This is a genomic window from Paenibacillus sp. FSL H7-0703 (genome assembly GCF_038003485.1).
Lineage (GTDB): Bacteria > Bacillota > Bacilli > Paenibacillales > Paenibacillaceae > Paenibacillus > Paenibacillus polymyxa_B.
Genome location: NZ_JBBOPF010000001.1, coordinates 2,387,982 through 2,407,249 on the forward strand (window position 1 = coordinate 2,387,982; position 19,268 = coordinate 2,407,249).

Annotated in this window: 18 protein-coding genes; 6 read left to right on the top strand and 12 right to left on the bottom strand. The window is 47.2% G+C overall.

Going from position 1 to position 19,268, the window contains the following annotated elements:
* Nucleotides 1-5: 5 nt before the first annotated feature.
* Genes MHB46_RS10375 through MHB46_RS10385 form a run of 3 tightly spaced genes read left to right on the top strand, consistent with a single transcriptional unit; the run spans nucleotide 6 to nucleotide 2,512 of the window.
* Entirely contained in the window at nucleotides 6-1,115 is a 1,110-nt protein-coding gene (locus MHB46_RS10375; RefSeq protein WP_341162271.1) for a GerAB/ArcD/ProY family transporter, read from the top strand.
* A 29-nt stretch (nucleotides 1,116-1,144) separates the two neighbouring features.
* On the top strand, nucleotides 1,145-1,381 hold the full coding sequence (locus MHB46_RS10380) for a hypothetical protein (protein ID WP_341162272.1): 237 nt from the start codon (nucleotides 1,145-1,147) through the stop codon (nucleotides 1,379-1,381).
* Between the two features lie 15 nt (nucleotides 1,382-1,396).
* Nucleotides 1,397-2,512 (top strand): GerAB/ArcD/ProY family transporter, encoded by a 1,116-nt coding sequence (locus tag MHB46_RS10385; protein ID WP_341162273.1) that lies wholly within the window; start codon nucleotides 1,397-1,399, stop codon nucleotides 2,510-2,512.
* 69 nt (nucleotides 2,513-2,581) lie between these two features.
* On the opposite strand, the gene bcp is transcribed toward MHB46_RS10385, so the two are convergent.
* From bcp to MHB46_RS10405, 4 genes are read right to left on the bottom strand one after another with little or no spacing between them, the layout of a single operon-like run.
* The gene (bcp, locus tag MHB46_RS10390) at nucleotides 2,582-3,058 is read right to left on the bottom strand and encodes a thioredoxin-dependent thiol peroxidase (RefSeq protein ID WP_341162274.1); all 477 of its coding nucleotides are present in this window, start codon (nucleotides 3,056-3,058) and stop codon (nucleotides 2,582-2,584) included.
* 41 nt (nucleotides 3,059-3,099) lie between these two features.
* Nucleotides 3,100-3,888: an ABC transporter permease gene (locus MHB46_RS10395; RefSeq protein ID WP_341162275.1), complete on the bottom strand. Its 789-nt coding sequence runs from the start codon at nucleotides 3,886-3,888 to the stop codon at nucleotides 3,100-3,102.
* Nucleotides 3,889-3,892: 4 nt separating this feature from the next.
* A complete protein-coding gene (locus MHB46_RS10400) occupies nucleotides 3,893-4,687 on the bottom strand; it encodes an ABC transporter permease (protein WP_053324641.1) in 795 nt (264 codons plus the stop codon).
* A complete protein-coding gene (locus MHB46_RS10405; protein WP_028540997.1) occupies nucleotides 4,680-5,720 on the bottom strand; it encodes an ABC transporter ATP-binding protein in 1,041 nt (346 codons plus the stop codon). The genes MHB46_RS10400 and MHB46_RS10405 overlap by 8 nt, the downstream gene beginning before the upstream one ends.
* Nucleotides 5,721-5,823: 103 nt before the next feature.
* Between MHB46_RS10405 and MHB46_RS10410 the strand changes: the two genes are divergently transcribed.
* The 3 genes from MHB46_RS10410 to MHB46_RS10420 all read left to right on the top strand — a co-directional run bounded on the left by MHB46_RS10410 (nucleotide 5,824) and on the right by MHB46_RS10420 (nucleotide 9,513).
* On the top strand, nucleotides 5,824-6,945 hold the full coding sequence (locus tag MHB46_RS10410) for an LCP family protein (protein WP_069291107.1): 1,122 nt from the start codon (nucleotides 5,824-5,826) through the stop codon (nucleotides 6,943-6,945).
* A gap of 83 nt (nucleotides 6,946-7,028) precedes the next feature.
* Nucleotides 7,029-8,345 carry a glutamate-1-semialdehyde 2,1-aminomutase gene (locus tag MHB46_RS10415; RefSeq protein WP_269465967.1) on the top strand — a complete coding sequence of 439 codons (1,317 nt, stop codon included), beginning with the start codon at nucleotides 7,029-7,031 and terminating at the stop codon, nucleotides 8,343-8,345.
* Between the two features lie 208 nt (nucleotides 8,346-8,553).
* Entirely contained in the window at nucleotides 8,554-9,513 is a 960-nt protein-coding gene (locus tag MHB46_RS10420; RefSeq protein WP_209949427.1) for a DMT family transporter, read from the top strand.
* A gap of 93 nt (nucleotides 9,514-9,606) precedes the next feature.
* Here the strand turns inward: MHB46_RS10420 and MHB46_RS10425 are convergent, their stop codons facing one another.
* From MHB46_RS10425 to MHB46_RS10460, 8 genes are all read right to left on the bottom strand, one after another.
* A complete protein-coding gene (locus MHB46_RS10425; RefSeq protein WP_341162276.1) occupies nucleotides 9,607-10,020 on the bottom strand; it encodes a sensory rhodopsin transducer in 414 nt (137 codons plus the stop codon).
* 53 nt (nucleotides 10,021-10,073) lie between these two features.
* The gene (locus MHB46_RS10430; RefSeq protein ID WP_209949450.1) at nucleotides 10,074-11,108 is read right to left on the bottom strand and encodes a glycoside hydrolase family 88/105 protein; all 1,035 of its coding nucleotides are present in this window, start codon (nucleotides 11,106-11,108) and stop codon (nucleotides 10,074-10,076) included.
* A 72-nt stretch (nucleotides 11,109-11,180) separates the two neighbouring features.
* Nucleotides 11,181-12,293 carry a rhamnogalacturonan acetylesterase gene (locus MHB46_RS10435; RefSeq protein ID WP_341163724.1) on the bottom strand — a complete coding sequence of 371 codons (1,113 nt, stop codon included), beginning with the start codon at nucleotides 12,291-12,293 and terminating at the stop codon, nucleotides 11,181-11,183.
* A gap of 113 nt (nucleotides 12,294-12,406) precedes the next feature.
* Nucleotides 12,407-13,246: a carbohydrate ABC transporter permease gene (locus MHB46_RS10440; RefSeq protein ID WP_209949423.1), complete on the bottom strand. Its 840-nt coding sequence runs from the start codon at nucleotides 13,244-13,246 to the stop codon at nucleotides 12,407-12,409.
* Nucleotides 13,247-13,251: 5 nt separating this feature from the next.
* A complete protein-coding gene (locus tag MHB46_RS10445; RefSeq protein ID WP_023987015.1) occupies nucleotides 13,252-14,160 on the bottom strand; it encodes a carbohydrate ABC transporter permease in 909 nt (302 codons plus the stop codon).
* Between the two features lie 237 nt (nucleotides 14,161-14,397).
* Nucleotides 14,398-15,690, bottom strand: a complete 1,293-nt coding sequence (locus MHB46_RS10450; RefSeq protein WP_341162277.1) for an ABC transporter substrate-binding protein — start codon at nucleotides 15,688-15,690, stop codon at nucleotides 14,398-14,400.
* 174 nt (nucleotides 15,691-15,864) lie between these two features.
* Nucleotides 15,865-17,424 carry a response regulator transcription factor gene (locus tag MHB46_RS10455; RefSeq protein WP_023987013.1) on the bottom strand — a complete coding sequence of 520 codons (1,560 nt, stop codon included), beginning with the start codon at nucleotides 17,422-17,424 and terminating at the stop codon, nucleotides 15,865-15,867.
* Nucleotides 17,402-19,132 (bottom strand): sensor histidine kinase, encoded by a 1,731-nt coding sequence (locus MHB46_RS10460; protein ID WP_341163725.1) that lies wholly within the window; start codon nucleotides 19,130-19,132, stop codon nucleotides 17,402-17,404. Before MHB46_RS10460 ends, MHB46_RS10455 begins: the two co-directional genes overlap by 23 nt.
* Between the last annotated feature and the right edge of the window lie 136 nt (nucleotides 19,133-19,268).

Here is a 19,268-nt window from a genome sequence, read left to right on the forward strand (position 1 = left end):
GCTGTGTGGAGGAGAAAGGGCGTATCAGCATTACAAATATAGCCGTACTCGTATTTTTGAGTATTATCGGAGACTGCGTATTGGTGTATCCCTCCCTCATTACTAGCATATCCAAGCAGGATGCCTGGATCAGCTCATTTCTAAGCATCCCCGCAGGACTAGCTGTACTGCTGCTGCTCCTGCGGGTACACCAGCTATACCCTGAACTTACCTTTATTCAGCTCTGCCAGCGAATTTTGGGTCCGTGGCTAGGCGCCCTCATCTCAATATGGTATTTGTTCCATTTAATGATGAATTCAGCGATTTATTTAAGAGAAGTTGGAGATTTTATGAACAGCCAGACCTATGTGATGACACCTCTTCCCGTTATCAATTTACTCTTAATCCTTGTGCTTATGTGGGGGATATATATGGGGCTGGAGCCTATTGCACGTACTGCTCAAATGTTATTTCCTCTGTGCCTGGTTTTTACATTATTTTTAATCCTGTGCTTGCTTCCCCAATGTGAAAGTCAGCAGCTTAAGCCTATTATGGAGCAAGGTATTCCTAAGATTATGGAAGGCAGCATATTTGCGCTCTCCTACCCATTCGGAGAATTAGCTTTTTTACTCATGATTTTCCCCTATGTGAGCAAAAAACCGGGTCTAAAAAAATCAATTTTATTAGCCGGCCTTACTGCTAGCGTTCTGTTAAGCGTACTACTTCTGGTTTCTCTCATGGTTTTAGGCCCTTTTGTAACCGAAAACAGCGTGTACACCTCTTACACGCTTTCTAAAAAAATTAACATAGGAAACTTCTTACAGAGGGTTGAATCCATGATGAGCACAGCCTGGATTATCACTACTTTTGTTAAAACCATTTTACACTTCTATGCCTTTACACTGGGTATGACTCAACTGCTAAGACTGGACAATGTAAGGAGCTTTCTTGGCCCCAGCTTCATGATTCTATTTGGCTTGATTATCGTGTCGGCACCCAACATTACTTATTATCTGGATACGATCGTCCATGCCTGGATTTACTGGGATTTGACTGATTCCATTGTCCTTCCTTTGCTGCTGCTTGTCGTATACAAGTTTAGAACAAAAGGAAATCATAGCCTGGGACCTGGTTGACCCTCACCCTTAATGGAAGGAGCATACATATGCTGATCACCACTGTCATTATCTGTATCGGTCTAGCCATTGCTGCCAAAGATTTGCCAGGCTTGTACCGAAAACATCGCTTTAAGGATATGTTCGTGTACATCATTATGCTCGGATTAGGCACATGGCTTAGTGTCCTTGCGGCCAAATCAGAGGTTACGCCAAGCCCGCTGGTTCTGATTGAAATCATCTATAACCCTGTTAACGCTTTTGTGTCAAATATATTTGGTTTTTAGAAAGGAGGCAGCCACATGTTAAAAAAAGCACGTATTAGCGTTCGGCAAGTGACTGTCCTGATGTTCCTGAGTTTAATCGGGGATATGCTCTTAATCTATCCGACTATCATTACACATATTGCTCAGCAGGATGCCTGGATCAGCTCTATATTATCTATCCCGTTGGGCTTAGTTATCATTTATGTACTTATTCGCGTTCATGAGCTCTACCCGAATCTTTCGCTTATTGAAGCCATCCGCAAAATTTTGGGATCTGTGTTCGGATCTATTGTTTCCTGCTGGTATCTGTTTTATTTTTTTATGGGTACCGCCCTTAATGCGAGAGAGGTAGGAGATTTTCTGAATACACAATTATTTGAAGAAACCCCTTTGAGCGTTCTACTGGCGATGGAAGTTTCACTACTGGTGCTTACTGCGCTAGCGGGAATTGAAGCCTTTAGTCGGGTTAGCGAGATGTTGCTACCTGTGTATGTACTCATCTTCTGTGGTCTGATCTTGGCACTCCTACCACAAATTCAGCTTTCTAATGTACGGCCTGTTTTGGAAAACGGGCTGGCTCCTGTTGCTAAAGGGATGGTTCCAGGCGCGGGAATGCCTTTTGCCGGCATGTCTATCATGCTCATGGTATTTCCTTTTGTAAACAAAAGAGGCCACTTTAAAAGAGATATGCTGCTGGCATCTCTCATAGGCGGAGTGCTGATTACCCTCTTTTTACTGCTCTCCCTCCTTATCATTGGGCCCTTTGTGACCAACTACAGTCCATACATTTCTTCTGCACTTACAACAAAAATCAATGAGCTGAATTATATTACACGCATTGAGTCGCTTGTCTCATTAACCTGGGCACTGGCCGCTTTTTTCAAGGGAGTCATTTTCTTTTACGCGTTTACTTTCGGAACAACTCAGCTATTCCGAATTTCTAATATCCGTCCCTTTGTCATCCCCGCAGGAGGGCTTGTGTTTGGCATGACCATTTTGATAACCCCAAATGTGTTTTATTATGTAAGAACTCTTGTTTATCCCATGTCTACTTGGCATTATACCAACGGCTTGATCATTCCGCTTGTTTTATGGGGTGTTTATCTCTGCAAGCAAAAGTGGAAGCATCGACAAAACGCATCTAAAAATTAACAAAAACCTTTTGAAACCGATGCTTAAAAAAGCATAATCCGATTTCAAAAGGTTTTCTTTGTTCTTCACTTACGCCATATCCTGAATGTATGCCAGCGCAGCATCAATATGCCCTTTCACTCTTAAACCACGCCATTCATGAACTAAAATGCCATTTTCATCAACAAGGAACGTAGACCGAACAATACCCATGTACTGCTTGCCGTACATCTGTTTTTGCTGCCATACACCATACGTCTCAGCGACCTGATGCTCTTCATCAGATAACAACTGAAAAGGGAGTCCATACTTTGCAATAAACTTGTCATGCTGCTTGAGTGGATCTGGGCTTATCCCCAGAATCACCGTGTTCAAACCTTCAAACTCCGTATGTTTATCCCGAAAATCACAAGCCTGGGTCGAGCAACTAGAGGTCAAATCCTTGGGATAGAAATACAGCAACACCCTATTGCCTCGATAATCAGACAGCTTGACACGCTTTCCTTCACTCCCAGGCAATTCAAAATCCGGTGCCTCTTGCCCAATAACGGTAAATATCGTGGACATCTCATCATCTCCTATCTTGTGTGGGGCTTATGTGATCTGATCTATGAGCCTGCCCCTCTGTAGCGGCGAATTCCCCAGTTCCATGCCAGTAAGCCCAAGGTCAGAAAGACAATTCCCATCACAGGAGTTAAGAGAGCCATATGGCGCATGTCCTCTCGGTGGAGGAATAGGGAGGCTGGATATACACCAACAAAAGCAAAAGGTAGTATCCAAGTCAGCACAACCTGAATGGCTCGGTTATAGATCGTCACTGGATAACGTCCGTAGCCCTGAATATTGTACATGAGCGGGATAATTCCTGTGGGCGCATCCGAAAAGAACGAAATGGAAGTCAGTATGGTGTAAATACCCGTATAAATGGCTACGGCGCTCAGACTCATTACAATGAGTGCTGGTACAAACCACCACTCCATAGCCAAGTCCATCTGTGCCCCGCTGATCCCCATAATAATCAGACCGATCACTGAGCCCACCAGCGCAGGTGGGTCCACATTTTCAAGGAAAATCTGGAACAGATTATATGCAGGACGAGTCATTACCCGATCGAGCTCACCTTTCACAATATAACGTTCGCTAAAGTTCCAAAGATTTACAAAACAGCTGAATAATCCGTAAGGGACCATGAAAAATCCATAAACGAACACGACTTCATTTTCACTCCAGCCTCCCAAACTGTCTGTATGCATAAAAATAACCAGGATAAAAATAAGATTCGTGGCCTGAAACAGCAGGTCTGAAATCACTTCTACCCAAAAGTCAGCCCGATAGGTGAGCCGTGACTTCATGTAATTTTTCAAATATTCGCTAATGAGACCCAAATAGTACATCATCGGCTTACCCTCCCTGCACGAACAGACGTCTGCGCGCCAGTCGCCAAATGATGATCATCGGCACGAGCAGAACGACCAGCCAAATGATTTGGATACCCAGTACATTCCAGATGCCAACGCCTTTTACACGTCCCGTAAATACAGAACCCGGCAAATAGGTAATCGCCTGAAACGGCATCCATTGGGCGATCGTCGCCAGCCAGCCTGGAAACAAACTGATTGGCAAAATCAACCCAGAAAACAGATCTACAACTACGCGCTTCATACGCATCATGCCCTCATTATTTTCGATAAAAAAGGCCGTTAATCCCGTAATAATATTAATCTGAGTATTGATCATAAAGCTAAAAAACAGCATGACCAGAAAACCAACCCAGGCTACCGGATCCGTGGGAAGCTTCACCGGAAATAGCAGCATCGCAATCGCCATACCTGGAATCATAAACAACAGAAAACGGAACATTCCCTCGCCGAGTCCTTGCATAAATTTAACAAGTACATAATTATAAGGTCGGATCATCTGAATAGCGATGCTTCCATCACGAATATCCGTCGATATCTCACGATCCAGATTGTTAAAATAAAAGGCTCTCGCCATCCACGATACTGCTACATACGTCGTCATCTGAGCAGCGGTAAAGCCTCCAATGCTACCCGCATCGCCATATATCGCTTTGTATGTGAAATAATACACGCCAATATTCATGCAATAAATAAGGATTCCTGAATAATAGTTCACCCGATACGCAAGCATCGTGAGAAATCGGATACGAATAAAATCGGTGTATACGCTAAGCATGAACTTTGGCCTCCACTATCGGATTGCCCTGGCGTTCAGCCGAACCAGACTGATAGATACTGCGGACGATATCATCCGTATTGGTTTCAATGATTTTGATATCCGTAATGTCCGTGCGACCGACTACGCAAGCGAGCACATCCGATACATTAATATGAAGAGGAATCCATACTTTGGCAGCCAAATCATTATCCATCGTCCAAGCCAGTGGCATATCAGCAGTCCATGCCTGTAATTGCTCCAATTGGGTCGATGTGCCAAACTGGAACCGTACTTCTCGACCTGTCCCCCAACGCGCCTTCAGATCCTCCAGACCACCATCATAAATGATATTTCCATCATCCAGCATAATGACGCGCGAGCACAGCGCTTCAATATCCTGCAAATCATGGGTCGTCAGCAAAATAGTCGTACCGTGATCCCGGTTCATGTCCTTCAGAAACTCGCGGATTTCGGACTTCACCATAATATCAAGCCCAATGGTCGGCTCGTCCAGAAAAACAATAGACGGATTGTGCAGCAAGGCAGCTACCAGCTCACAGCGCATCCTTTGCCCGAGACTAAGCTTGCGTACCGGGCGGCTTAGCAGATCCTGCAATTGCAGCCTCTCTACCAGCTCATCCAGCCTACGTTTGAAGTCCGTAGCCGGAACCTGATATACTTTCCGCAGTAGTTGAAAAGACTCGATCACACCGATGTCCCACCAAAGCTGACTGCGCTGACCGAAAACAACGCCAATGTTGCCTACAAATTTCTCGCGTTCCTCATAGGGGACATAACCGCCCACCTTGAGATGTCCCGATGTCGGCACGAGAATGCCTGTCAGCATCTTAATCGTGGTGGACTTTCCGGCGCCGTTCTCACCGATATAACCGCATATTTCTCCTTGCGGAATACGGAAAGATATATCTTTGACCGCGGCTACCTCGTTGTATTCGCGGGCGAATAAATCAAGGAAGGCACCCTTTAAGCCCTCGCGATTTTTTTGAACCTTAAATGTTTTGCGCAGATCCTGCACATCAATTGCCAGCATGTTATACCTCTCAATCAGGATTTGTAAAATCCATAGTTAAATTGATTGTGCTCCAAAAAGAAATTATAATGTAATGAACTGAAAAGCGAAAGGGAGAGCATCCATGACAAGCAGAACCAAAAGGACGATATGGTCGGTTCTAGCCGTGGTAATCGTCGCGATTGTCGGCTTTGCCGTGTACTATTTTACATCCATTTATAATCAGCTGGATAATCTGCATAAAGAGGGCGCTAACTCCCCCTTCAAAAATGTAAAGCAGGTCGATCAGGTTCGTACGCCAGAACCACCCAAGTGGGAAGGTACCGATATGGTTAACATTTTACTGATGGGTGTCGATGGGCGCGGTATCCAGAAAGGGGAAGTCCCCCGATCAGACAGCATGATGGTTGTATCACTGGACCCCGTTAAGAAAAAAATCCACCTGTTCTCTATTTTGCGTGATACGTACGTGGATATTCCCGGCTATGGAAAAAATCGAATTAACACTGCCATTACTCACGGACCCAACACGGCCATGAAGACGGCTGGCGACCTGTTAGGCATCCCGGTGCAATATTATGTGTACACGGATTTCCAGGGCTTTATCAAACTGGTGGATGCCGTAGGCGGGATTGATTTTGAAGTGGAAAAGGATATGCATTATACAAGTAATGCGGATAAACATCAGTACGATATTGATTTGAAAAAGGGCATGCAGCATCTAGATGGCAATACGGCGCTTCAATATGTGCGGTTCCGCCACGATGCAATGTCCGACTTCTCCCGATCAGGACGGCAACGGGCATTCTTGGAAGCCGTAGCCCAGAAAATGCAGACCACGACTTCCATCGCTAACTTGCCGAATATTTTAGAGCAGGTTAACCCGTACATCGACACGAATCTCAGTGTTAACGATATGTGGAAGCTGGCAAATGTGGGGTACCAAAGCAACTTTGCAGGCAGCGAACAGGTTCCACCGATGAAGATGCTCGGAGAAGAGAATGTGGGCGGCGCGGCAGTTCTTACTGTCCGCGATCCGGAAGAACTGAAAACGTATGTGCAGGATATATTTAATAATCCACCCACACAAACACAGGAACAAAACAAGGATCAGAACGAAACGAAACAGCCAGACAGTGCATCGTCTACCAAGAAGGATAAAGCTTCTTTTACAGGGGGCAGTAAAACCAGTAATGAGGATGCTTCCACACAATCAACAACAAAGACAGGTCAAAAAGAGCTATAATGATGTATGCAGGGGCAGCCGTGAACGCTGCCCTTTGGCGTGTGTATACCCTATTTTAATGAACGGAAAGGAAGTTTTTGATGATGAAACGGGAAAACTCCGAAGCACTATATAAAGAAGCCCTGGAGCATATTGTCGGGGGCGTTAACAGCCCTTCACGCTCCTTTAAAGCTGTGGGCGGCGGCGCTCCAGTATTCATGAAACGCGCTAAAGGTGCTCATTTCTGGGATGAGGATGATAATCGATATATCGACTATTTGGCGGCTTATGGCCCTATTATTACCGGACACGCCCATCCCCATATTACCAAGGCCATCAGCGAAGCGGCTGCGAACGGCGTATTGTACGGAACCTCAACAGTCTTGGAAATTAAACTGGCCAAGATGCTGAAGGAAGCAATTCCCTCCATGGACAAGGTCCGGTTTGTGAATTCTGGCACAGAAGCGGTTATGACGACGATTCGTGTGGCACGGGCCTATACTGGGCGGAACAAGATCATCAAATTCGCCGGCTGCTACCACGGTCACTCGGATCTGGTACTTGTAGCCGCAGGCTCCGGTCCTTCCACACTGGGCATACCGGACAGCGCAGGCATTACGACCAACATTGCGAGCGAGGTTATTACCGTGCCATTCAATGATCTCGACGCGTTGCGCCAAGCCTTGGAGCGTTGGAGCGACGATGTGGCGGCAGTCATGGTTGAGCCGATTGTCGGTAATTTCGGCATGGTTATGCCGCAGCCAGGCTATCTGGAAGGGCTCTGCTCGATGGCGCGTGCGAACGGCTCACTCGTCATTTATGACGAGGTCATTACCGCATTCCGATTCCACTTCGGTTCCACCCAAACGTATGCAGGTTTGGACAACCATGATGCGATTCAGCCAGATTTGACCGCGCTGGGCAAAATCATGGGCGGTGGTCTGCCGATTGGTGCCTACGGCGGCAGCAAGCACATCATGGAGCAGGTTGCCCCACTCGGCCCGGCTTATCAGGCGGGTACGATGGCGGGCAACCCGGCGTCCATCTCGTCAGGCATCGCCTGCCTTGAAGTCCTTCAAGGGGAAGGCGTGTACGAAGAGATGGAACGTCTGGCCGTGAGGCTGACGGACGGTATTCAGTCCTCTGCTGAACGCTACGGCGTGCCATTGACGATCAACCGTATTCGTGGAGCCTTCTCGACGCATTTCTGTGATCATCCGATCACGAATTACGCACAGGCGCAGGATACGGATAGCGAAGCATTCGCATCCTTCTTCCGTCACATGCTGGATCGCGGTATTCATCTGGCACCATCCAAGTACGAAGCCTGGTTCCTCACAACAGCGCATACCGACGAAGATGTGGATGCTACGCTGGAAGCGGCGGACGATTCGTTCCGGGCGATGTCACAAGGGAAGTAAACCCAGCAGTAAGTGATAGAATATGAATTATGATAAGAGCTGGAAGTAGTCTTAGGGAAGGGTATTCGACCTCTGGGACTTCGTTCCGGCTTTTTTCCATTTCACAACTGTACCCGTACAGTTGCAGATTTTATGGATTGTATCAGGTTGTGCCATCCGGGTATATTGAGAGAACAACAGGTTAAGGTCATGATTACGGAGGTTTATTATGCACAGTCGTTCCAGAAATGGAGCCGCCTATCTGGCAGCTCTCAGCTATGCAGCTATACTTGGATTTTCATTTTTATTTGTAAAATTGACAGTCACAGAGGCAAGCCCGCTGGATGTGATTGCCCATCGCTTTGCGCTGTCATTTATCGCTTTGACCATTCCCGTGTTGCTCGGTTGGATCAAGATCAACATCAAGATGCGTGACATTCTGCGCATTTTACCACTGGCGCTGCTCTCGCCATTAGTGTATTTTCCACTGCAAGCCTTCGGGCTGATGAGCACTTCTTCATCGGAAGGTGGAATTATCCAAGCAACCGTTCCCATCTTTACGCTGCTGTTAGCTTCCTATTTTATTAAAGAGCGTACAACGGTAGTCCAGAAGATTTCCTTACTGCTCTCTGTCTTTGGCGTGGTTTTTATATTTGTGATGAAAAGCGGAGCACCGCTAGCATCCAGTAGCTATGGCGGTATTCTTCTGCTCGTGCTTTCTGCGATATGCCTATCCGGCTATAATGTGCTGGCACGACCCTTAACACAAAAGTACAACCCAATGGAATTGACCTACGTTACCTCTATTTTGGGATGTATCGTTTTTAACGTGGTGGCACTGGGATATCATGCCATAGACGGCTCCATGAGCGCCTATACCGCTCCACTGGTGAAGCCTGGTTATTGGATGGCACTGGTTTATCTGGGCATTCTGTCTACCCTCGTCACCTCGCTGTTATCGAGCTTTGCCTTGAAGTGGATCGAAGCCTCCAAAATGAGTGTGATCGGTAATTTATCCACCCTCATTTCCATGATTGCGGGTGCTTATATTTTGAAGGAGCAACTCGCCTACTATCACATTATTGGGGCTGTGATAATCATCATCGGCGTTCTGGGTACCAATTTCGGAGGACGAAAAAACTTCACGCCGATCAAAACAACTTCGGCAAAATCACAAAAAACGGGCTAAAAATAGACACTCATTTGCCTAAAAAAAAGAAATCTCCAAGCTGCGCAATTCCAGCCAGGAGATTTCTTTTTTCATTTCTTAGTCTTCGTCGCATTAGATAGGGTACGCCATGACACTCATTAACGCCAATTCCGGCTGTGTCGTGTCCAATCTGCTATATTGTACGATGATGGGCACATCGCTAGTGACCGTAATTGCGTAAGGAATCCCTGCCGGAATCCGTTCGCCGGACTTCTCCAACGAGGCTGTTCGGATATGGCGGGTTCGTCTTCCTTCTACCACCTCCATCAATCCCTCCAACGGCTCGCGGTCTTCAAAATAGATGTCTATACTCAGATTTGCCACACGGCTCCCACAATTCAGCACGCATATACTCTCATGACTGAGCAGCCCTCCCCGGCTTTCCGGTGGAATATACCCATCGGGGATAACCCAGAATAGGCTGCCTCGCGGCTGATTAGCTACTTTTTCATGAGAAAGCTCCTGAGAAAGTTCAGTATCTCCCATGCTATCGACCTCCTTTGACCTATGAATACTTTCGTTTCCCTATGCCCCTTCTTCTAGCCGTACGGATTCTCCTTGGTACGCAACAGTTGAGCCAGAAAAGCAAGCGCCAATCCCTGCCCCCAGCCCTGAAGGCGTTTGTACGGAACGTTTCGATAGCCGTCAATATCGTTCATCACAGCAGTTCCAGCGGATACCCCCGTTACTGTGCCGTCGTCCTTAATGCGGGAAAGAATACCGTCGATCGCCTTTTGGGTGTATTTGTTAAACAATCTTCCTTGCATAAGCAAGGCAGTCGCAATTCCTGCCGAGCCCGAGGTTTCCAGATAAGAGGTATCATCGTTCAGCACCGTATGCCACAGCCCTTCCGGGGATTGCAGCCGCACCAGCGCATTGAGCTGGTCACGCAGCGAGCCGTCGATGATCATATAAGATGGATGCTGCACCTCCACCAATTTCAGCGCTTTTGCCATCGTGAGGGCTGCCCATGAATTGCCGCGCGCCCAATATATTCCTGACATCCGGCTTTGATTCGCATGATCCCATCCGTGATAATACAGATTCGTATCCGGGTCCTGCAAAAATTCTTCATGCCCGTGATATTGACGAACCCCATCCTCCCAATACTCCTTGTTGCCCAACAGATGACCGATGCGCAGCAAGTAATAACCGGCCATAAACATCGTATCCACCCATGCTTGCTGCGGAAATACATCATGAAGTGAATTCACCGTATGCTGGAAAATGCCGTCGGCAAACCGCTCCGCTTTTTGGGCCAAAAATTCTGCCATCTCGATGGCAATATCAAGGTATTTTTGCTCACCTGTGGCCTGATAAAGCGTCAACAAACAGTGCCCGACAGAAACGCCGTTCACCGAGAGAGATGGAAGTCCATCCTCGATATTTTCGTCAACCCATTCTTTCAGCTTGGTCAAATACTTTTCGTTCCCTGTCGCTTCATACGCTTCGCATACTCCGTAAAAGGCGACTCCACCCGGCCAATCCCAGCTGTAGTGCATTTGAAATGTGCGTTCTACGACCCGGTCGATCACCTGCTTAACTTGTTCTTCATCAAAAATCAATGCAGGCATTTCCACGTCTCCCCCTTTGGTAAGTTTCACGTGAGTTACCTCCTTGACGCCCGTACATGAAAAGGTCATCCTTCAACGTAAATACATGCGCAGCGGTTGCAAATCCAGTTCCTTCACAGCATCCACCACCATGTCTGCAATACGAACCGCGCCATTCTCATGAAAATGCGTGTTATCCTCTAAGCCGCTGGAAAAGTTCATGTATTCACCAGGCAGTAGCCACATAAAAAGCTCTTTACTCTCTTCGGGACCTAGCTGCTCATATAACTCCTGTGTGCGGGCAGACAAATCAATTAGCGGCGCATTCGCTTCTTCCGCCAGCTCACGAACCGCTGTTACATAGTCACCATGTGTGTCAGATAGCGTACCATCCTCGTTAAAATAGCGACGATGTACGGGCGTGACCAGTACCGGGGTTGCCCCATGGCTTCTTGCGCCGTCGATGTAGAGGCGAAGATGCTCCTTGAAGGTTGTAAAAGGCTCTGTAGCCCGCTCTGGATCAGGCTTCTGATCATTATGACCGAACTGGATGAACAGGAAATCTCCTGCCTTTATTTCGCCCAAAATGACATCCAGCATTCCTTCGTCCACGAAGCTTTTGGAGCTTCGTCCCGATACGGCATGATTATCCACGCAGACATCATGCTTGAACAGGGCGGGCAAAGCCTGGCCCCAGCCAGTATACGGATAGCCGAATGCGTCCTGATCCGTAACCGTGGAATCTCCTGCTAGGAATAGCCGGAGGGTCTGTGGCGCTGGCGCAATCTCCAGCGCATTGAGCCGTGGCGCAGTGCCTGACACGGTGAGGCGTAGTTTGCCACCCCGGACAGGCACCGCAAACAGTGCTTCGGTGAACTGGCCCGGCAGCGTGTGTACTGGGGGAAGCATGTGCTTGCCTTCACCAGCCTTGAATCGCGTGAGCGTTTCCGCCTGCGAATCGCCGACCAGTACGGTGACGAGATACATCCCGTCTGGCACATCTGCAACAAATGCAGCGTTCAGTGGAATACAAAAGCTGCTTCGTAGCCGCGTGCGTGCCTCCTTGGCTGCACTCTGTCTTTTTCGACCGTACACATGCTCCGTAGTCTCGAAGCCATAGCCCTGTTCAGTTGTATATAAGCAATCCGGAGGCACTCCTTTGTAGCCATCCGCAGGCTCCCCCGGACCAAAATCAAACTTCCACAATTTACTCACCTCTCAGCCATCGCCCTCAAATCCCGTCCATTCAATCGTACAAACCCGGATGCCTTCCATTTCCACTCGTAAGCTTCATATCCTCACGCTATGGATTTTGGATCTTACCCCTTCAAACCACTCGTACTCATTCCTTCTACAATTTGCTTCTGGAATGCGAAGAATACAGCGATAACTGGAAGCAGGCTTAGGATAGACATCGCGAACATTCCTCCCCAGTTGGAAGCCGACTCGCTGTCGAGGAACATCTTGAGTGCAATAGATACGGTATATTTCTCCGGCGAATTCAGATACAGTACCGGACCAAGCAAATCCTCCCACTTCCAGTAGAAAGAGAAGATTGCCGCTGTAGCCAACGACGATTTGAGTAAGGGTAAAATAATTCTGAAATACAGCCGGAACTTGCCGCATCCGTCAATCGTCGCCGCTTCATCCAACTCTGCTGGAATCGTCCGTATAAACTGCACCATCAGGAAGATGAAGAACGGCATCCCGAAAAAGGAGGGTACCACCAACGGTAAGATCGTATTGATCCAACCGAGCTTGGTGAAAATAATATATTGCGGTACCAGTACCACATCCCCTGGTAGCATAAGTGTCACCATCATCAAAGCAAACCACAAGTTACGCCCTTTGAATTTCAAGCGTGCAAAGCCAAATGCGATCAATGAGGAGGAAAGCACAGCTCCAATCGTTGAAATCACCACGATCGTGAGCGAGTTCAGAATGTACGTGCCAAAGTTGTAGCCAGTTGTCCCTTTCCAGCCTGTTACATAGTTTTGCCAGATCCATTCAGTAGGGAAAAGCGAGGATGCCGTGACGAATATCGTCCGACTTTCTTTAAACGAGCTGAACAGCATCCAAAAAACGGGATACAGCATCAGGAGCGCCAGTGCAGCAACCAGTATGTGATAAATTGGCCATTTGACCGTTTTCCATGTCATCGGTATCAGCGCCCCTTTTCCGTTTCATAAAATACCCAGTATCTGGAGGTTATAAATAAAATCGCTGTCAGTATCCCAATCATAATGAGCATGACCCAGGCCATGGCTGCCGCATATCCCATGTTGCTGAACATAAACGCCTGCCGGAACAGATACAGAGAATGCAACATCGTTCCATCCATCGGGCCTCCTTCACCCTTAGAAATAACATAAGCCGGGACGAAGGTCATAAAAGCGCTGATCGTCTGCATAATCAGATTAAATAGAATAATGGGGCTAAGCAACGGCAGCGTAATACTGAAAAATTTTCGTACTGGCTTAGCGCCATCTACACTGGACGCCTCGTACAATTCAACAGGAATGTTCTTTAAACCTGCCAGAAAAATCAGCATGGAGGAGCCAAATTGCCATACGGACAGGGTGATCAGCATCGTAAGCGAAGCATCCGGATCACCAAACCATTTCACCGGAGTCGCCCCTAAGGTCGAAAGCAGGCTGTTCACTATGCCGTTATTACTGAAAATGTTCCGCCACATAATGGATACCGCAACGCTACCTCCGATAATCGACGGCAGATAGTACATCGTCCGATAGGTGCCAACCATGCGCGATTTGGTATTCAAAATCATAGCCACAAACAACGCGAAAATCAGTCGCAACGGTACACCGACCAGCACATACGTAAACGTGACCCTGATCGAATTCCAGTATTTCGGGTCGCCTGTGAACATTTTTTCGAAGTTACCCAGACCAATCCATTTGGGCGGGGTGAACAGGTTGTAGGTGGTAAAGGACAGATACAGCGAAATAAACATTGGAATTAACGTAAACGCCAGAAAGCCCACAATAAACGGGCTGATAAACGCATATCCGGTCATATTGGCTTTCAAGCTCTGATGATTTCGCAAGCTCATCAAGCCTCCCTTCTGTTGCATTTAAAGAAATAGAAAAATTTTATGTTATTAATAATTCGTTGTTATATGAATATTATTGTGATGTCTGCAAAGAGTGCTTATGCAGTTGGTTCGTCGAATCAACCGTGCGCAATCATGCTTTGGAATACGCACGGTTAACTTAACGAAACGTTCCTTGGATCTTGTCGTTCTTATGCTAAAACGATGTCAGATATCCTAAAGGTCCCATTGCGCTCATTATTGCTTGTTATTCGCAAGGATAGTATTCGCATCAGCCCGGAATTTGGCCGCTGCGTCTTCAGCCGTCATCTGTCCGAAATTGACCTGTTCAATATAATCGGTCAGAGTCGCAATCACTTCCGGCGATCCGACTGGTGGCGGCGGGCTCATTGGAGAAGCCTTCGGCTCCATGGAAGCTACAAATTCAAACACCTGCTTCGTAGGCTCGCTTAACTCTGGCGCAACAGCCTCCTTGATTTTGGAGGAAATCGGCACGCCACGTTCGCCTTTAATCAATTTATTCGCTTCTACATCATTCATCCAGAAATCAATAAACTTTGCGGCCTCATCCTTCACCTGTGAACGGGAAGCAACCGTCCAGTACATCGTAGGCTGCATGTATACGCCTTTTTCCATATTCGGCCCAAACATTGGAGCCAGTGCCATTGGGCGGTTAACGACCTGCTGTAAGCCCACATACTGATTGGACCACTGCCAAATACCGATGCCTGTTCCTTTTACAATATCGGATTCCTCAAGAATCCCCTTGGTCTGGTTCATAATTTCAGGAGGCGGGGTCGCTCCCTTCTTAATCAGATCAGCCAATCCGCTGAAGAAGTCAACAAACAGCTTATCATCGTCATACCCCAATCCTGTTCCTTCCGCATTGTAGAGAGTCTTTCCTTGCGTACGCAAATAGTAGTGGAAGAAAATATCAGCAGCCATCGAGCTGTCAAAGTATACTTTATTGGAACCAGCCTTTAAAGCCAGTTCTTTGTACTGATCCCATGTCCAGTTGTCAGGGATTTTGTCTATACCCGCTTTTTTGAGCAACGCCGGGTCATACTGGAAACCCAGAACATTGACACCGGTTGGAATACCATATTGCTTTCCGGCAATTACGCCGGTTTTGAGTACATTTTCGGTCACATCAGCGACCTGAATTTTTTGATTCAAGTAAGGCGCGAGATCCTCCAGTTGACCATTTTTCGCATATTGGCTAATGTACGAAATGTCCATTTGCACGATATCAGGCAACTGATTAGCCGCAGCCTGCGGGGCGAGCTTTTTCCAATAGTCATCAAAAGAGGCATATTCCACATCAATCGTTACATTTGGATTTTTCTGCTTATACAAATCAACGACCTTCTGCGTGTATTCATGACGCGTATCCGATCCCCACCAAGCGATACGTAACTTTACTTTCCCGTCTGCACTTGTGCCCGAATTGCTGCCGCCGTCCGCTCCGCTACATGCCGTCGTCAAAACGAGCAGCATAGCCATGATCAGAAACCATCCCTTTTTGCCCACCTATCTCTCCCCTTTTCGCTGTTCTAGAAAGGAGCCAAATCACGAGTGACAACGCATTTTCGCAATTTTGATAGCGTTTACATTAGCTCCTGTTGTTATTTTCCCAAAAGCAGAGAAACATTGGAATACACAAATCAGGTTTCCTAGGTTTAAAAAACAGTGGGGGCCATCAGCTCATCCCCGTTCATGTGATTTAATATACTCGGAGGGCGTCATACCCGCCCACTTTTTGAACACCTGGCTAAAATATTGCGCGTTCCCACCGAAGCCGAACCATTCCGCCAGTTCAAATACCTTCACGTCTCCGGTCTCTCGAATATGCTCAGCCGCACGTTCGATCCGATAACGATTGACGTAGTGTGAAAAGTTTTCCCCCGTCACCTTTTTGAAAATTTTTCCTAAGTAGTCGGAATTCATATACAGCATTTGACCTGCCACTCCGTTCAGCGACAGATCGGATTTTCTGTAGTTTTGCTCAATAATAGTGATCATTTTATCAACGGTGGAAGATTGGCGATACACATTACTTTTATAATAGATTGCGGTCATTCGTTCGGCAGCTTCCTGTACAAAAGATTTGAGACATGCCAGCGTTTTTTGCTCTGCCAGCACCACCATTCGGCTCGTAAACGCCGCACGCTCTTCTTCGGGGCATATACGGATCATAGCGGCATAGAGCTGAAGCACATAGGAGCGGGTCACGGAAATTTCCAGCTTCATACGGGACAGAATACCGAACAACCGATCCACTTCCTGTGCAACCTCCACCGTATTTCCAGCCTTGATCAGCAGACCGAACTTCTCCTCGTCCAGCTCCAAATCTGCCATCTCCCGGGTATCCTCAGCCGCTAAATCCTCCTTCGTAATCAGACTGCCTTCCCCGGTGTAAAAACGGTGATTCATACAATGCAGTGTCTCCCGATACATCCCCCGTGAATGCTGCATACTATCCGACTCACTAACTGCGACCGTTACCTCCAGCTTGTAAAAGCGATGAAATGTCGCACGTACCGCTTCAATCTGTTTCATAAACCGTGACGTGTCATCCTCACTTTCCAGCACGATGAGCAATTGCCCCTGCATGGTCGTACTGAGCAAGACATCATCCATCAAATCTGCCGCTATATTTTGCAATGCAAACAAATGCTCCGGCTCATGTGATTCCTCCACCCGCAGCAGTAGCATTCGAACCTGCTTATCTTGCAATTCAAGTCCGAATAACCGCTCATAAAATGCGATATCGCGGCTACCGTAAGTTTTATAGGAAATAAACTCCTTCAAAAAGTGTTCCTTCACATGAGGCAGCATACGCTGAAAATCTAGCTTCATCCGGTTTACAAACTGCTTGCGTTCTTCCTGCTCCTCCCGCTCCTGCCCCAACTCGGTCAGAGCCTCATGAATTTGCCGCTCATTGCATGGCTTCAGCAAGTAGTGCTTCACCCCGTATTGCATGGCCCGACAGGCATAATCAAAATCTTTGTAACCAGACAACAGAATGAAACGAACGTCTGGAAAATGCTCCGTCGTTTTGGCAACCAGTCCGATACCGTCCAGTCCAGGCATAGAGATGTCGCTGATCACAAAATCAGGCGGGCTGGCCTGAATCTGATCATAAGCCTCAATCCCATTACGTGCTGTACCAACTAGTCTCGTTCCCGCTTTGCCCCAATCAACCACCTGTGATATGCCTTCCAAAATCATACGCTCATCATCAACCAGTAGCACCTTGTACACGACCCTGATCCCCTTTCACATATGGAATACAGACATGAATTGACGTTCCTGTTCCTGACTCGCTATGCAGCTCTATCCCCCAAGGTGTACCAAATGTCAGGTTAATCCGTTCCTGAATATTCGTAAGTCCAATGCCCTGCCCACGAGTCATGACCTGCCCGCTCCGCAGCTTTTCCAAGAAATCAGGCGTCATTCCCGGTCCGTCATCTTCAACTTGCAGAAATAGAGCCCCCTCGCTTTCTCTCGCAATAATAGCAATCCGACAGGGTTCAATTCGCGGCTCCAACGCATAATGGATGGCATTCTCCACCAAGGGCTGAAGCGTTAGCTTCGGAATTTGTGCATCCATCAGTTCTTCCGGGACATCCAGATGGAAAACGAGACGTTCATCAAAACGTGTTTTTTGGATCGTTACGTAGCTCCTTACAATATCCAGTTCTTTTCGAAGCGGAATCAGCTGCTCTTCAAAACTGACCGCACTACGCAATAGAAAAGCAAGTGCTTCCACCATCTCTGAAATCCGATCCTGCTTATTGGCCTTGGCGAGCCAGTTCACGGATTCCAGCGTGTTGTATAAAAAATGTGGATTAATCTGTGCCTGTAATGCCTTTAGCTCTGTTTCCCGCAGTAATAGCTGCTTGGCAACATTCTCATTAATGAGCTCACGAATGCGACGAATCATTTTCTTATATGTCCGATGTAACAAGCCTACCTCATCCTGTGTGGAAAGGGGGACCGCGCCAAGTGCTTCTTCTTCCAAACGGTCGAGATCGCCTTTTTCTATTTTACGCATGTTCTGGATTAGTTGAACGATCGGTTTGGTAATGCTCCCTGACAACCTAGCCCCCAGTGCCAATGCGATAAGAAGCATAATAACAAAAATAGCGCTTACAACTTCTTTGATGATCGTAATACTGCGAAACATATCATCGAAGGGGGTCATATGCAAATACGTCCACCCCGTATAAGAGGATTTGATTTGAGCAGCGAAAAAGGTTCCTCCTGAGTAGGTCGCAATCCCGTAAGGCTGCTTTCGGCCAAGCTCCGCCTGGATATCACTCTCACTCAAAAGTGGTGTTTCGGGATAAATCATCCGTCTTCCATCTGTAATCATCAGTTGTCCGTCACGGCCGGAGGTCTGCACACGATCCGCTACAATCCGGTCAATTCGCACACGAATCGCAAGCGTTCCGAGCCCATTCAGTGTAAAATTGGAATCGGTAAAGGATTTGAACTGCCGAGCGGCCAGCAAGGAGGAATGACCTGCCGCATACCATGCATTGGAACCGTCATGTTCGTCTGCCAGCTCCGACAGGGTGGATCGAAGCTCCTGGGGAATACCTTCGCGGTTGCCCGCGCTCATGACCTGTCCCTCTTTGTCGATGACTATCATAGAATAGACATAGGTCTCAGAGCCGGCAAAGGCGACGAGCCTATTCGTTATTTTTTTACGCAGCACCATTTTGCTATAAGGTGACGTTTCCTTTTCCAATTGCAGCAAATAACGTTGGAGCTGCTCGTCCGTTGTTACCTTGAAAGTAACTTTTTCCACATCCTTCAGCTCATTTTCTATGCCGATTGAAGAAATATTGAGTACTTCGGATGTTTTTTTGTACATTTGATTATCATAAATATGAAATACGTACTTAAGTATGACTGCAACAACTGCAAAATTAACCAGCATAAGCACCGTAATCAGCAGTACCATTTTATGATGGATTCCAGCATTTTTGTAAGCGCTTTTAAAGTAGGTAATCAGTGAATGTCGCCTCCTTCGCTCATCCTGCCCGGTCCAGCCCAAAATGGAGAAAACTCTATATATCATACAAAATACCCCATGCCTT